The organism is Methylobacterium sp. 13MFTsu3.1M2 (assembly GCF_900112625.1).
GTDB lineage: Bacteria > Pseudomonadota > Alphaproteobacteria > Rhizobiales > Beijerinckiaceae > Methylobacterium.
On the sequence record NZ_FOMM01000005.1, the window covers coordinates 143,014 to 157,534 of the forward strand.

Genomic DNA, 14,521 nt, shown 5'->3' on the forward strand with positions numbered 1-14,521 from the left:
GAGCGGGCGCGCAGGCGCCCCGCTCCTCCCGCACCCCGCGACGGCCGCCAGCCGGCCGCCGACAGGAGATACTGACCCCATGTGGCGCGCCCTCGCCTTCCTGGCCCTGCTCGCACTCGCCGCCTTCGGGGCGGTCTGGATCGCCGACAGGCCCGGCACCGTCACCGTCGTCTGGAACGGCTACCAGATCGGCACCAGCCTCGCGGTCGCCCTCGTCGGCGTGATCGCGGCGGCGATCGTCCTGGGCGTCCTCTGGGCGATCGTGCGCGGTGTCATCGGCCTGCCCGAGGCCCTGGTCCGCGGATCGGCCGAGCGGCGCCGGGCCAAGGGCCTCTCGGCCCTCTCCCGCGGCATGGTGGCGGTGGGCTCGGGCGATCCCCTGGCGGCCCGCCGCTTCGCGGGCGACGCCGAGCGGCTCCTCGGCACCGAGCCGCTGACCCTGCTGCTGAAGGCGCAGGCGGCGCAGATCTCCGGCGACCGGGACGCGGCCGAGAGCGCCTTCCAGCGCATGGTCGACGATCCCGAGACCCGGGTCCTGGGCCTGCGCGGCCTGTTCGTCGAGGCCCGGCGCCGCGAGGACGAGACGGCCGCCCGCGCCTACGCCACCGAGGCCGCCCGCCTCGCCCCGAGCGTGACCTGGGCCAACGAGGCCCTTCTGGAGGCGCAGAGCGCCGACGGCGACTGGGCGGCCGCCCTGGAGACGATCGAGCGCCGCTCGTCCCTCGGACTGATCGACAAGGCCGCGGCCCGGCGCCAGCGGGCTGTGCTCCTCACCGCCATCGCCGGCGAGCGCGAGGCCGGCGAGCCGGAGATCGCCACGGAGCGGGCCCTGCAGGCGGTCAAGCTCGCCCCCGACCTCGTGCCGGCGGCCTGCATCGCCGGCCGCCTCCTGGCCCGTCGCGGCGACGTCAAGAAGGCCGCCCGGATCGTCGAGGCGGCCTGGAAGGCAAATCCCCATCCCGACCTCGCGAAGGTCTATCTGGGCCTGCGTCCCGGCGATTCGGTTCGCGACCGCCTCGCCCGCGCCGAAGTCCTGGCCAAGCTGTCGGTCTGGGACCCCGAATCCCGCCTCGCCCTGGGCCAGGCCGCCCTCGACGCGCGGGACTACAAGCGGGCCCGCGAGGCCGTGAAGCCCCTGCTCTCCGACCGTCCGACCGCCCGGGCCTGCCTGATGATGGCGGCCATCGAGGAGGCCGAGCACGGGGCCGCTTCCGGTCAGGCCCGCGAGTGGCTGGCGCGGGCCGCCCGCGCCCCGCGCGACCGCGTGTGGATCGCCGACGGCATCGCCACCGATACCTGGGCGCCGGTCTCGCCGGTGACCGGGCGCCTCGACGCCTTCGCGTGGCGCGAGCCCCCGAACACGCTCGGTGCCGCGGCCGCGGTGGAGCCGGAGGCGGACGCCGCCGGCCCGGCCCTCGTGCCGGCGGCCCCGAACGCCGCGGCGCCGGGCGCCAGACCGCTCGCTTCATCGGTCCCCGTGTCGCCTCCGACCGTGTCCCCCGCCGCCGCGACTGCTCCGGTCCCGTCGCCGACACCCGCGTCGACCTCCGCGTCGGCCCAGGCCGCGTCCTCGGCCTCGGTCGCGTCCGCGGCGTCGACCTCCACCGGCCCGATCCCGACCGTCCTTCCGGCGAAGGCGAGCGCCTCGAAGGCGGCCGGTGCCGACCCGGTCTCGGCCGGGATGGCGTCCGCGGCGCTGCCGCCTTCCGGCTCGGGTGGGCGGCCGGTTCGTCGGATCGGGTGACCGGTTTCACGGCGCGCCGGCCGTCCGAGCGCGAGATGACAGGAGCGCCGCGGGGTCACGGACACGCCGCGGCGTTCGACTATTGCAAGTTGAACGAGCCGGCGCGCCGTGTAGCTTGTCGTGAGCTGCCGACCGAGGATCCGATCATCCCCCAGCCCGCTCACAGCCCGCGCGCGCCGTCGATCCGGTCGGATCGGAGGGGCGTCCCGCGTCGCCGGGTGCGCCCGTGACCGTCCTCGAGGAGGACGGCGAGCCGCGCCGGCAGGTCGGGGCCCTGCCGTTCCGGCACGGGCGGGACGGCAAGACCAAGATCCTGCTGGTGACCTCCCGGGAGAGCCGCCGCTGGGTCATCCCCAAGGGATGGCCGATGAAGGGTCGCAAGCCGTTCGAGGCGGCCGCGCGGGAGGCCTACGAGGAGGCCGGCCTGCGCGGTGCGGTCGGCAAGCGGCCGATCGGGCTTTACCTCTACCAGAAGCGTCTGAGGAACCTCGACACCGTCCTGTGCCAGGTGAAGGTGTTTCCGCTGGAGGTGCGCAAGCAGCTCAAGCATTTCCCGGAGGCGCGCCAGCGGGAACTCCGATGGTTCACCCCTTCGGACGCCGCCGAGGCCGTGTCCGAGCCCGGGCTCGCCGCCCTGATCCGGGCCGCATCGCGCACCTAAAACGGCGCGGAAGCGCAACACGGCGTTGCCAACCCGGCGGCGATCCGTTATGGCCCCACTCGGCCGGACGGAGACGCCCCCGCGGGAGCGCCCCGGTCACCTGCTGCGGTAGCTCAGTGGTAGAGCACTTCATTGGTAATGAAGAGGTCGAGAGTTCAATCCTCTCTCGCAGCACCAGAAACCTTCCCGATCTCGCAATCAGTCCGGACGATGCTAACGGTTCCCTAGCGGAACTCGTCGCAGACTGAGGATCGCGTCGGCTGCCCGGCCGACACCATCCGCTGAAGGGGACGCGCGGACGTGAACTCGACAGCCCTGTTCACCATGCTGGGCCTCGTCATCGGATGGGCGGTCCTGGCCGGCGCGGCCCTGATCACCGGGCGGGTCGCCACCTTCGCGTTCCTGATCCTGACGCTGATCGCCCTCTACCTCTACGTGCCGTGGGTGCGGCTGCGGGCGAGCGGGATCGACGGGTCCAGCCGACCGGTCCGGTTCTGGACCAACGTCGCCATGCTGGCCGTCAGCCTCGCCGCCTGCCTCGCCTTCGGGATCATGCTCGCCCGGCGCACCGGGCTCCTGTAGGCGCCCGTAGAGCGGCGCGTTCCGCGGCCGCGCCGCGCGCGCCCGGCGATCCCGAGAGAGCTGTCCCCTGTCCGACCACCGAGTGCCCTCACGCGGCGCATCGCGGGCAGAGAAAGGGGCCGCTGATCCGGTCATTCGCGGCGCCCCCTTAACATGGGTGAAGCGCCCTTAACTTACATTGTGTAATTCTGGCCGGTTAGGCGCGGCCCTGATCGTGGATTTTCACGACAATACCCTGGCGCGGCGCGGGAAAATGCGTTCGGTCAAATATTGATCGTTATAAAATTCGCGAAAGATCGAACCGTGGTCCCGAAGCGGGGTTGGACAGGGTGCGAGGCGCGATGCTCCCACGGAGTACCGGGCCGACGGCCGATCGTGCGGTGGGCTTGAGCACGCCGTGCCTCTCGCGAGGGACAGACATCATGTACTATCACGACAAGCGGCTTCAGTACCCGGTCAAGGTCGACAGCCCCGACCCGATCTACGCCCGCATGCTCCAGCAGGCGATTGGCGGCATCGAGGGCGAGATCCGGGTCGCCTTCCAGTACTTCTTCCAGGCCTGGGGGAACCGCGCCCCGACGACCAAGTACCGTGACATGCTGCTCAATACGGCCACCGAGGAGATCGGCCATATCGAGATGCTCGCGACTGCGGTGGCGCTGAACCTCGAGAACGCCCCTACCAAGGTCCAGGAGGCCGGGGCGGCCGACGCGATCGTCGGTGCCGTGATGGGCGGCGAGAACCCGCGCCACATCGCCGAGGGCATGCTGCACAAGACGCTGCTGTCGACCGGCATGGCCGCCTTCCCGGGTAATTCCGACGGCCAGTCCTTCGACATGAGCCACATCTACGCCAGCGGCAACATCGCGGCCGACATGTACTGCAACGTCGCCGCCGAGAGCACCGGGCGCGTCCTGGCGGTGCGGCTCTACAACGCCACCAACGATGCGGGCATGCGCGACATGTGGAGCTTCCTCATCGCCCGGGACACGATGCACCAGCAGCAATGGCTGGCGGTGATCGAGGAACTCGGCGGCCACGCCGGAACGCTGCCGATCCCGAACTCCTTCCCGCAGGAGAAGGAGAACCAGAAGTTCAACTACAACTTCTTCTCGACGTCGGCGGACGGTTCGCCGCCGCCGGCCGGGCGCTGGACCCAGGGCCCGTCGCTCGACGGCAAGGGCGAGTTCAGCGTTGTCCAGAACCAGCCGATGGGCGAGGAGCCGGTGCTCGGCCCGGCGCGGCCCGACAGCGGTGCCGAGAGTCAGCAGATCGGCTGATCCGCCGGCCGGGACGGCTCACCCGAGGTCGCGGCGCTCCGGTGCGCCGCGACCCGCGCGCGGACGGGAACAGGTGGCTCGCAGGACGGTGACACGCGGCACGCTCGTTGACGGTCGTGTCTGCCTCGCCCGGACCGACGCGGAGCGCGCCCCGCTGGTCCGGCGACTGGCGCGGATCGAGGGTCAGGTTCGAGGATTGCGGGCGATGGTCGAGGCCGACAGGCACTGCCTCGACGAGATCCAGCAGATCCGGGCCGCCACCGCGGCATTGCGCGAGGTCGGCCTCCTGATCATCGACCAGCACGTCGCCGCGGGGCTCCGCCTCGCGGCGCGCGATCCGGACCGGGAGGCGGTGATGGCGGACCTCCTTCGGGTTCTGCGGGCGGCCATGGCGGAGGCCGGATAGGCGCGGGCGGCCGGCCCGCACCCCCCGGCGCCCACGCTCAGTGCTTGGTCAGTGTCTCGACGACGGTGCCTGGCCCGATGCGCGCCGAGAAACGGGCCAGCCGGCTGCGGCTGGGCTCCTCGAGACCGCCGGCATGCGCGAAGGTCGTCAGGGCGATGCCGACGAGGAACCGGGCCTCCTCGACGGTCACGGCCCGGCCGCTCAGGGTGCTGGCCGCGCCCCGAACGGCGAGGACGGCCTCCTGGAAGGCGGGATCGTCCTCGAGATCCGAGAGCCGGGTCATGGGCACGATCCCGCGGTCGAGAGCGTCCTGCGGCCGCCCCGCTCGGGGCGGGCATTCGCAGCAGCGAGATCTTCGCGTGCGCTGCCGCAGATACGGCCGTGCGGCGAACAGTTTTCCGGTGCGTATGACGTCATCGAACTCCCTCTTTCCGTCGACATCTCTGTCGCGATTGTCGCGGATGCCAGCATATATTGATCCGAAGATGTGCCCATCCGCTGATCTATGTTGCGGCGGATGCGGCGTATTCAGCGATTAATGGCGCCACGCGATTTTTCGTACCCTTCAGGTGATCGGCTATCATGCTCGAACTCTCGCTCGACGCTGATACAATCGACGCGCAGGGCCCCCGGCTCCCCGACAGCGTGCAGTATCACCTCGGCCATCTGCTCGCTGCGACCTACGCGCAGGACAACGTCGAGCCGACCATCGCGGATCGCTTCGCCGAACTGCTGAGGCTGCTCGACGGCGCCTTCGGCCGGGCGCAGGACGGGCGCGAGAAGGCGTTCCAGGCCTCGCTCCTCTCCCTGGTGCCGAACCTGCAGCGCTTCGCCCGCTCGCTCCTGCGCAGCCATGTCGGTGCCGACGACCTCCTGCAGAACACGCTCCTCCGGGCCTGGCGCTCGCGCGCGAGCTTCGCGCCGGGCACGAACCTGGAAGCGTGGCTGTTCACCATCATGCGCAACCAGTTCTACAACGAGCACCGCAAGCGTGGGCGCGAGGTGCAGGACGAGGACGGCGCGCAGGCGGAGCGGATGGTCTCGCTGCCCGAGCAGGGCGGCCATCTCGACCTGAGCGACGTCCAGGCCGCCCTCGACCGCCTGGCGCCGCCGATGCGGCAGGCGCTGGTGCTCGTGGCGATCGAGAACCTCACTTACGAGGAGACCGCCGCCGTCATGCAGTGCCGCATCGGCACGGTGAAGAGCCGGGTCTGGCGGGCCCGGACACAGCTCGCCGAGATGCTGGGCTACACCGGCCTCGAGGTCGGCAGCGACGACATCATGCTGGCCGCCGCGGGACCGAAGGGCCGGAAATCCACCGCTGTCTCGTGACGGCGACCGGCGGACGGGGTCGCTAGGGACCCGCCTCTGCGCGTAGGGTCGATCCCCGATCCCGGGCTCGAGGAGCCGCCGTTCCCCATGTCGCCGCTCCCCATGCTGCCGCGCGCCGTGATCGCCGCTGCCGTCGTGTTCGGCCTCGCCCTTTCGTCGGCGGCGGTGGCGGCGCGGACCGCACCGGGACCCGCCGCGCGGGCTTGGCTCTCCGACCTGGTCACGCGGATCGATGCCGCGGACCGCGCCGGGACGCGGCCGGGACCGGGCCGCGGCCGCGGAACCGTGGTCGTCCACGTGCAGATCGCCGCGGACGGTGCGGTTCAAGGCGCGGAGATCGAGGAGAGCTCGGGCTCGGCGAAGCTCGATCAACGGGCGCTCCGCGCCGTGCAGGGGATCAGTCCGGCGCCCGCGCCGCCCGCCGCACTCCTGGGTGTGGACGGGATCGTCGATCTCAGCATCCCGGTCGCGCTCGGCCACTGAGCCCGCGCCGAGTATGCGTCTGCCGGCCGGACCTCAATCCCGGCGGCGTCGCCGGACCGGTCAGCGGCTCGGGCCGGTATCGGCGCCGATATAGGCCCCGACGAGATAGCCGGCCTGGAGAGCGGTGAGGTAGGCGAAGAGCAGCAGCACCTTCTCGGCGTCGAACTGGGCCCAGACGAAGATCGAGAGGGCCAGCCACCCGAGGGTGACCAGCATCGAGCTGGCCATCAGAACCGATGCTCGATACCGCCAGCCCTCCCATATGCCCACCGCGAAAAGCAGGGCCGCAACCAGCAACGGGCCGTCTCCTTCCGCGCGAACAGATAAAATTTTATGCGCTAAACCTCTGGTATTTCGAAGATTTTCGACCGCGCGCCCGACATTCGGGGGGGGGTTTTAATTTTGCATTAACTCGGCCCGTCCGCTGGGGCCGTCCGTCATAGGACGACCCGGTCACGGTCCGAGTCCAGCAACGCCTCCACTCCGCGCCGGCCGCTCGGCGGGCCGGGGATGCAGAATGCGAACCAGGCAGACGGCGGCGCCGACCGGCAGTTTCACCGGCGATCCATCATTGACAAGATCGATAATTGAAATCGATTGCATCTGTTTGGATCATGTTGCTCTGCAGCGTAGATATCTCCTCGAAGCCGGGCACGCCCCGGACAACGAGAGGACTTCAGATCATGACCGTTCGCACCATCGTTCTCGCCGCCCTCGCTGCCGTTCCGATGATCGGGGCCGCCCGCGCCGACGAGAGCATCGCGCTGACCCCGCCGCTCTATCGCGAGCAGGCCCGTCCCACGGCCGCCGTGCGGCCGGCCACCGAGCTGGCCACGACGCCGCGTCTCGTCCCGGCGAGCCCGGCCTCGCGCCGGGTCGTCGCCACCGCGGTCCCGGCTCGCTGAGGCGGGGCGTGTCCGCGATCCGGCGTCACCGGGTCATCCGGTGGCGCCGGCCGCAAAGCCGGGCCGGTACGAAGCGTCAGCCTACCCGTCAGGCCGGGCAGGGTTTTCCCCCGGGCAGAACCACCTCGCTCTGCCCGTTGTAGATCTCGCCGCCGCGCACCGGCCAGATCTTCTTGTACCGGAAGGTCCACCGCGTCAGGTTCGAGAGGACCGGGAAGATCGGGTGGTAGGTCATCGTGACTTCCGACACGACGAAGCGGTCGCCGTTCCGGGTCATTCCGGCGGGCGGTGCGCCGAGCGAGGAGCCCGCCGTGCGGGCCTGTCCGTTGGACTCGGCGCTCGAGCAGACCTTGGTCGCCGCCGAGCTGCCGTCGCTGTAGGTGCCCGCCGCCGTGAGCACGATGCTCGCCCGGCTCACGTCGTAGGGGTTGGAGATCGCGCTCGTCGCGGCGAAGACCGGCTTGAGGTCGGCGTAGCTGCCGCGCGAGATCAGGTCCGCCATCGTGGCCGCCGCGTTGTCGAGCCGCTTCCCGATCATGTAGGCGCGGGGCAGCTCGATCGACCCCATCAGGATCAGCAGCAGGATCGGGGCGATCACGCTGAACTCGATCGCGCTCACGCCCTCCCGGTCGCCGATCAGGCGGATCAGGCGGGCGCGCAGGCGACCGCTCAGCACGGCTTGGGCTCGTAATCCTCGGCCCGGAAGATCTCGGTCGTGACCAGCAGCTGAGTCTTGTCGGCCATGATCCGGCCGGTGAAATCCAGCATCTGGAACAGCCGCATCACCGGCACGGCGACCCGGACCGTGACGGTGTCGCCGCCCTGCGGGCACTCGAAGCGCTGGCCGAAGCCCGGCGTCCAGGTCTTCGTGGTCTTGTCGAACGGCTCCGCCGGCTGCGAGGTCGAGAACGAGGGCGTCCGGGAGACGTCGAGGCGCAGGTCGGCGCAGGGGAACAGCGCCGAGGGGCCGGTGCAGACGATCCTGCGGAGGCGCTCGCTCGGATCGCTGCCGTCGGAGCCGTCCTGGAAGGTGCCGGTTCGCAGCTGCCGGACGCTCCGGTCGACCGCGATATCCAGCGTCTGCTGCTCGATGGCGATGACGCCGGATTCCGCCACGACGCCCAGGAGAGCCAGGAACGGCGCGGCCAGGAGCGCGAACTCTACCGCTGAGGCGCCGGTCCGGTGGCCGGCGAACCGTCGGACGCGTCCGGCCGTGCCGGCGCGGCCCTCGGTCCCGCCCGGACGGCGGACGGTCGCGACGCGCCGAAAGATGCCCATCATGCCAAACGAACTCTGCAGGTCCGTGCCTGCCGCCGTCCGGCCGTAGAGGCGCGGACGGAAATAACCCTATGATGAGGCCGTTTAAAAACGGTTCAAATCTGGGTAGAAATTGCGGGTTCAGCAAGATTTTGCGGCCGCGATCTGTGATGAGGACGCAAATTCACCCTGAGGTTGTGTGCTGTTGTGTTCATCCGGCGGCAGGCCGGTGAGGCGATCAGTCGTCGAGACGGTGCCGGGCATTGTGCGGCCGCATATAGAAGTTGTTCACAGCTAAAGGCGGCACTATCGCGTGGCGATAGCTTCGCGGTGCTCGGACGCCACGGATTTTTAGGAGCTGTGCCTTAGGCCAACGGTTCGGTGGCCGGTGCCGCCGCAGCCGCCGATCCGGTCCCGCCCTGGGAGACGCGTCCATTTCCCTGTTCTGGAGAGTGCTCCGCGCCGGCCCGCGGGCCCTGACGGACCGGTCGGGCTCGGTCGCCCTGACCTTCGGCCTGAGCGCCGTGGTGCTGCTCGGCCTGACCGGGGGCGGCATCGATTACGCCCGCCTCGCCTCGCGGCGCAGCCAGCTCCAGAACGCGGCCGATGCCGGAGTCCTCGCGGCCGGCAACTACCTCAAGCTCGCCGTCTCGACCTCGGCGGCGGCCAAGAGCATCGTGGTCGACACGGTCCACGCCCAGGCGGCGCCGCGGCCCGAGAGTCCCTACGCCCTCCGGGTCGACGTGGCGGACGACAAGACCAGCGTCGCCACGACGGTCGACGAGACCGTCAAGCTCGCTTTCGGCGGCTTCGTCGGGGTGCCCACCGTCAAGGTCTCGGTCCGCTCGACGGTCCGCGTCGTCGGCAAGATGCGCCTGTGCCTCCTGACGCTGGACCCGCTCGCCGCCGGCGCGTTCGAGCTGGAGAAGAGCGCCGAGGTGACCGCCCAGGATTGCTCGCTCTACAGCAACTCGCAGAGCCCGCGCGGCATGGTCGGCAAGGACAGCGCCTATGCCCGGGCGCAGACGATCTGCACGGCGGGCGGCTTCGACGGCGCCCGCGCGAATTTCGCGCCGCCGCCGCAGACGGGTTGCCCTCCGATCCAGGACCCCCTGAAGGACCGGGCAGCGCCGCCGGTCGGCGCGTGCACGGCGATCCCGTCCTCGGCGAACAGCAAGCGCGACACCTCCGGCAACATCGTCGACCAGAGCGTCACCCTCGATCCGGGCACCTATTGCGGCGGCCTGTACATCACCAAGAACGCCTCCGTGACGCTGCGCGCCGGCATCTACGTGATGAAGGACGGCCCGCTCATCGTCGACAAGAATGCCGCCATGACGGGGACCGACGTCGCCTTCTACTTCACCGGCAACAAGGGCGGTCTGCTCTTCGACAAGAAGACCACGGTCAGCCTGTCGGCGCCGACCACCGGCCCCATGGCCGGCCTGCTGATGATGGAAGAGCGCACGGTCAGCGATCCCGTCGACCCCGCGGCGATCCTCGCCGGCCTGGTGGACCAGATCGTCACGCCGCTGCTGCCCGGGCCGCCGCCACCGTCGCCGACCCCGCCGCCGCTGGCGGCGACCAAGCCCATGCGGACCTACCGCATCATCAGCGACAACGCGCGGACCATGCTGGGGACGCTCTACCTGCCGGCCGGCCGCGTCGTGATCGACGCCGACAAGCCCGTCGCGGACCAGTCGGCCTACACGGTGATCGTGGCCCAGCAGGTCAACCTGTACCAGGGCCCGAACCTCTATCTGAACGCGAATTACGACGGGACCAGCGTGCCGGTGCCGAAGGGGGTCGGACCCCTCTCGGGCAAGCTGCTGCTGTCCCAGTAGGGAGGACGCGATGCGGATCCTGCGTCGACTACTCGTCGCCTGGGAGTGACACGGTGCTCGCGCTGATCCTCGACGATTCCGAGATGAACAACCTGCTGATCATGCAGGCGCTCAAGCCCGTGGCCGACTGCGAGCCGGTCGCCTTCACGTGTCCCGTGACGGCGATCGACTTCCTGCGGGCGCATGTCGACCGGATCGGGATCGTCGTCACCGACTACGACATGCCCGGCCTGACGGGCCTCGAGGTGATCGCGGCGGCGCGGGCGGTCCCGGGCTTCGCGCACGTGCCGATCGTGATGGTGACGAGCCTCGACCAGCGCAGCCTGCGCCACGAGGCCCTGCGCGCGGGCGCGACCGACTTCCTCGGCAAGCCCTGCGATCCCGTGGAGATCCAGGCCCGCATCACCAACCTGATGAAGATCAGCGCGGCCCACCGGCAGGAGCAGGACCGGGCCGCGTGGCTCGCCCGCGAGGTCGCGGCGGCGGTCGCCGTCATCGAGGCGCGGGAGCGCGAGATCATCGCCCTGCTGATGCGGGCCGCCGAGCACCGCGACACCGATACCGGCGACCACATCGCCCGGGTGGCCGGCTACGTGGGCGTCATCGCCCGGAACCTCGGCTTCGGCCCGGAGGAGATCCGGATCCTGAAGCTCGCCTCCACGATGCACGACGTCGGCAAGATCGGCGTGCCCGACGCGATCCTGCTCAAGCCCGGACCGCTCTCCGCCGAGGAGCGCGCCGAGATGGAGAAGCACGCCGAGCGCGGCCGGCGGATCCTGGAGGGCAGCACCTCCGACGTCGTGCGGCTCGCCGCCGAGATCGCCGAGAGCCACCACGAGCGCTGGGACGGCACCGGCTACCCGAAGGGCCTGCGCGGTGAGGGGATCCCGCTCTCGGGCCGCATCGTGGCTGTGGCGGACGTGTTCGACGCCCTGGTGACCGAGCGGCCCTACAAGGCGGCCTGGCCGCTCGAGCGGGCGCGGGCCTTCGTGGCGGACCAAGCCGGCCGCCACTTCGACCCGCGCTGCGTCGAGGCGTTCCTCGCGGGCTGGGACGCGGTGGCGCGGACCTGCCTGCGCGCCGCCGCCTGATCCGCTCCCCGGTACCGTCGCCCTTACCGCCCCTCCCCGTCCCCTCCCCCCCCGCGATCGGGCCCGACCGGGCCACCTGAAGGAGCCGAGCGTGCATCTCGCGTGGCTGAGGCCGAGGCGCTCCCTGGCGGGCCGGCTGGCTCTGGCGGTGACCGGCGCCGTCACGGCGGCGCTCGTCCTGGCGGCAGCCCTGTCGGTCTGGCGCGAGGTCGCCCGCTACGCCGCCGACAAGCAGGCGGCGCTGGAGGCCGTCGCGCAGGTCTTCGCGCATGGCGGCGCCCGGGCCACCGCGGCGGGCGACGCCGACGGGGCGGACGCGTCGCTGCGGGCGATCGGCAAGGTGCCGTCCATCGTCTACGGGGCGATCGAGCGTCCGGACGGGTCCGTACTCGCCGAGCAGGGGATCGGCCTGCGCCTGACCCGGGACGCCGCCCAGGACGGCGCGGACCTGTCGCTCCTGCACCTGCTCGCCACCCGCAGCCTCCAGGCGACCGCGCCGATCGTGGAGAACGGGGTCCCGGTCGGCCGGGTCGTGCTGATCGGCGAGACCGACGACATCCTCGGCCATCTCTGGGCCGCCGCGCAGAACGCCGCGCTGGCGGCGCTGCTCGCCGTCGCGATCGGCGTCGGCGTGTCGCTCTACCTGCAGCGCAGCGTCACGCGCCCGCTCGCCGCCCTCGCCCGCACCATGGAGGCGGTCCGCCTGCGCCACGACTACGCGCAGCGCGCGCCCGTGGGCGGCGACGACGAGGTCGGCGCGCTGGCGCGGACCTTCAACGACCTGCTCTCCGCGGTGAACGAGCGCGATCACCGCCTCGCCGCCCACAGCGCCCACCTCGAGGCGGAGGTCAGCGCCCGGACGTCCGACCTGAGCGAGGCCAAGCAGGCCGCCGACGCCGCCAACGCCGCCAAATCGGCCTTCCTGGCCACGATGAGCCACGAGATCCGGACCCCGATGAACGGCGTCCTGGTCATGGCCGAGCTGCTGGCGGGGTCCGACCTGCCGGCGCGCCAGCGCCGCTACGCCGAGGTCATCGCCCGGTCCGGCCGGTCGCTCCTGGCGATCATCAACGACATCCTCGACTTCGCGAAGGTCGAGGCGGGCAAGCTCGAGCTCGAGCGCGTGCCCGTGAGCCCCGCCGAACTCGCCGACACCGCGGTGACGCTCTTCGCCGAGCGGGCCCGGACGGCCGGGCTCGACCTCGCGGCCGAGGTCGGGCCGGAGGTGCCGCGGGCGATCCTCGGCGACCCGGTCCGCCTCGGGCAGGTGCTGAGCAACTTCGTGTCGAACGCGCTGAAGTTCACCCAGGCCGGCCACGTCGCCGTCCGGATGACGGTCGATGCCGCCGACGGGTGCCTCGTGATCGCCGTCTCCGACACCGGGATCGGCATCCCGCAGGACAAGCTGGCGACGATCTTCTCGGCCTTCTCGCAGGCCGACCAGTCGACGACCCGCCGGTTCGGCGGCACCGGCCTCGGGCTCTCGATCGCCCAGCAGATCGCCGCCGCGATGGGCGGCACCGTGGCGGTGACGAGCCGCGTCGGCGCCGGCTCGACCTTCTCGGCGCGCATCCCCCTGACCGTCGCCGAGCCGGCCTGCCCGGTCCGGCGCCGCGACGCGGTGCCGGCCGCGATCGCGCTCGACACGGCCGGTCCCGCCACCCGCGCCGCCCTCGCGGCCGGCCTGCGCGCGGCCGGCTTCGCGCCGGTCGCGCCGGGGAGCGCCGCCGACCACTGGATCGGCGACGCGGCCGCCCTCGTGGCGGCGGGCCGCCGGCCGGACCGGGCCGTGCGGGTGCTCGCGGTCGCGGGACCGGGCGACGGCGCGGCCGACGCGGCGCTCCGCGCCGGTCTCGCCGACGCGGTGCTGCGCTGGCCGGTGACCCAGGCGGAGTGGCAGCCCGTCCTGGCGGCGCTGGCCGCGGGCGACGCCCTCGCCGCGGCCGCCTCCCCGACCTCGCCCGCCGGCACGGACGAGGCGCTCCCGCGATTCCCGGCCGCGCGGGTGCTCGTCGCCGACGACAGCGCGGTCAACCGCGAGGTGGCCCTCGAGGCGCTGGCCCGCTGCGGCGTGACCGATGTCGTGACCGTCGAGGACGGGGCCGCGGCAGTGGCGGCCGCCGAGACGCAACGCTTCGACCTGATCCTGATGGACGGCAGCATGCCGGTCCTGGACGGCTTCGCGGCCGCGCGGTGGATCCGGCAGCGCGAGGCGGCCACCGGCGGGCGCGTCCCGATCGTCGCCCTCACGGCGCACGTCCTCGGCGAGGCCGCCGACGCCGCGGCGGCGGCCGGCATGGACGGGACGCTCCTGAAGCCCTTCACGCTGCGGCAACTCGCCGACCTGCTGCAGGCGCAGGTCCCGGCGCTCCGCGTCGCGCCGGCTGCCGCCGCCGCGCATACCGTGACGCCGGCCCCGGTCGCTCCGCTCGCCGCGCCGGCCGTCGCGAACGCCGCCGACGACCTCATCGACGCCGAGGTGATCGACGGGCTGCTCGGCCTCGGAGATGGCGCCTTCCTCGACCGCGTCCTCGACCTGTATCGGGCGCAGGGTCCGGTGGCGCTCGCCGGTCTGAGAGCCGCCCTCGCCGCCTCCGACCAGCCGGCGATCGCCCGGGCCGCGCACAGCCTCAAGTCGATGAGCGCGAATGTCGGCGCGCGCGTCCTCGTGGCGCGGCTGCGCGTCATCGAGGAGGACGCGCGGAACGCGGCCTGCGTCGAGCGGGCGGACGCGTGCGACGCCCTGGACAGCCTGCTCGCCGCGACGATCCGCGGCCTCGAGGAGCGGACGCGGTCCCGGGCGGCGGCCGCCTAGGATCGTCGCGGGCGACCCCGGCGGCCGTCGGCCCGGCCTATTGAGGCGTTCAGGAAAAGTATTCCATCGGGAGACCGCCCGATTTCGCAGACCTGCCCTGCGATTCGGCATCTGGTATGCC

At 71.8% G+C, this 14,521-nt stretch carries 15 protein-coding genes and 1 tRNA gene; 12 read left to right on the forward strand and 4 right to left on the reverse strand.

The genetic code is table 11. The features are described 5' to 3' along the window. Positions 1 to 79: 79 nt before the first annotated feature. The 6 genes from BM314_RS05310 (at position 80) to BM314_RS05335 (ending at position 4,673) form a co-directional block, all read left to right on the forward strand. The gene (locus BM314_RS05310; protein WP_091977260.1) at positions 80 to 1,744 is read left to right on the forward strand and encodes a heme biosynthesis protein HemY; all 1,665 of its coding nucleotides are present in this window, start codon (positions 80 to 82) and stop codon (positions 1,742 to 1,744) included. A 226-nt stretch (positions 1,745 to 1,970) separates the two neighbouring features. Next, positions 1,971 to 2,405: an NUDIX hydrolase gene (locus BM314_RS05315; protein ID WP_020092221.1), complete on the forward strand. Its 435-nt coding sequence runs from the start codon at positions 1,971 to 1,973 to the stop codon at positions 2,403 to 2,405. Between the two features lie 102 nt (positions 2,406 to 2,507). Further along, a tRNA-Thr gene (locus BM314_RS05320) sits at positions 2,508 to 2,582 on the forward strand. A 123-nt stretch (positions 2,583 to 2,705) separates the two neighbouring features. After that, positions 2,706 to 2,987 carry a hypothetical protein gene (locus BM314_RS05325; RefSeq protein WP_020092220.1) on the forward strand — a complete coding sequence of 94 codons (282 nt, stop codon included), beginning with the start codon at positions 2,706 to 2,708 and terminating at the stop codon, positions 2,985 to 2,987. A gap of 422 nt (positions 2,988 to 3,409) precedes the next feature. Continuing rightward, positions 3,410 to 4,267, forward strand: a complete 858-nt coding sequence (locus BM314_RS05330) for a manganese catalase family protein (RefSeq protein ID WP_020092219.1) — start codon at positions 3,410 to 3,412, stop codon at positions 4,265 to 4,267. An 88-nt stretch (positions 4,268 to 4,355) separates the two neighbouring features. Next, positions 4,356 to 4,673 (forward strand): metal-sensitive transcriptional regulator, encoded by a 318-nt coding sequence (locus tag BM314_RS05335; protein ID WP_026604783.1) that lies wholly within the window; start codon positions 4,356 to 4,358, stop codon positions 4,671 to 4,673. Positions 4,674 to 4,710: 37 nt separating this feature from the next. Here the strand turns inward: BM314_RS05335 and BM314_RS05340 are convergent, their stop codons facing one another. Beyond that, entirely contained in the window at positions 4,711 to 4,956 is a 246-nt protein-coding gene (locus BM314_RS05340; RefSeq protein ID WP_020092217.1) for a hypothetical protein, read from the reverse strand. A gap of 299 nt (positions 4,957 to 5,255) precedes the next feature. Between BM314_RS05340 and BM314_RS05345 the strand changes: the two genes are divergently transcribed. Both BM314_RS05345 and BM314_RS05350 read left to right on the forward strand, forming a co-directional pair. Then, positions 5,256 to 6,005 carry a sigma-70 family RNA polymerase sigma factor gene (locus tag BM314_RS05345; RefSeq protein WP_020092216.1) on the forward strand — a complete coding sequence of 250 codons (750 nt, stop codon included), beginning with the start codon at positions 5,256 to 5,258 and terminating at the stop codon, positions 6,003 to 6,005. Between the two features lie 87 nt (positions 6,006 to 6,092). Continuing rightward, on the forward strand, positions 6,093 to 6,488 hold the full coding sequence (locus BM314_RS05350; protein WP_091680319.1) for an energy transducer TonB: 396 nt from the start codon (positions 6,093 to 6,095) through the stop codon (positions 6,486 to 6,488). A gap of 60 nt (positions 6,489 to 6,548) precedes the next feature. Here the strand turns inward: BM314_RS05350 and BM314_RS05355 are convergent, their stop codons facing one another. After that, entirely contained in the window at positions 6,549 to 6,716 is a 168-nt protein-coding gene (locus BM314_RS05355) for a hypothetical protein (RefSeq protein ID WP_244539848.1), read from the reverse strand. 455 nt (positions 6,717 to 7,171) lie between these two features. Here BM314_RS05355 and BM314_RS05360 point away from each other — a divergent pair, with 455 nt between their 5' ends. After that, the gene (locus tag BM314_RS05360) at positions 7,172 to 7,393 is read left to right on the forward strand and encodes a hypothetical protein (protein ID WP_091977264.1); all 222 of its coding nucleotides are present in this window, start codon (positions 7,172 to 7,174) and stop codon (positions 7,391 to 7,393) included. A gap of 88 nt (positions 7,394 to 7,481) precedes the next feature. Here BM314_RS05360 and BM314_RS05365 read toward each other — a convergent pair whose 3' ends face one another. After that, entirely contained in the window at positions 7,482 to 8,069 is a 588-nt protein-coding gene (locus BM314_RS05365; RefSeq protein WP_056532499.1) for a TadE/TadG family type IV pilus assembly protein, read from the reverse strand. Further along, positions 8,063 to 8,674, reverse strand: a complete 612-nt coding sequence (locus tag BM314_RS05370) for a TadE/TadG family type IV pilus assembly protein (RefSeq protein WP_091680321.1) — start codon at positions 8,672 to 8,674, stop codon at positions 8,063 to 8,065. The genes BM314_RS05365 and BM314_RS05370 overlap by 7 nt, the downstream gene beginning before the upstream one ends. A 428-nt stretch (positions 8,675 to 9,102) precedes the next feature. On the opposite strand from BM314_RS05370, the gene BM314_RS05375 reads away from it, so the two are divergent. The 3 genes from BM314_RS05375 (at position 9,103) to BM314_RS05385 (ending at position 14,400) form a co-directional block, all read left to right on the forward strand. Continuing rightward, positions 9,103 to 10,494: a TadE/TadG family type IV pilus assembly protein gene (locus BM314_RS05375; protein ID WP_091977266.1), complete on the forward strand. Its 1,392-nt coding sequence runs from the start codon at positions 9,103 to 9,105 to the stop codon at positions 10,492 to 10,494. Between the two features lie 53 nt (positions 10,495 to 10,547). Continuing rightward, a complete protein-coding gene (locus BM314_RS05380; protein WP_091977268.1) occupies positions 10,548 to 11,585 on the forward strand; it encodes an HD-GYP domain-containing protein in 1,038 nt (345 codons plus the stop codon). A 91-nt stretch (positions 11,586 to 11,676) separates the two neighbouring features. Next, positions 11,677 to 14,400, forward strand: coding sequence for an ATP-binding protein (locus BM314_RS05385; protein WP_091977270.1), 2,724 nt, complete (start codon positions 11,677 to 11,679; stop codon positions 14,398 to 14,400). Positions 14,401 to 14,521: the final 121 nt, after the last annotated feature.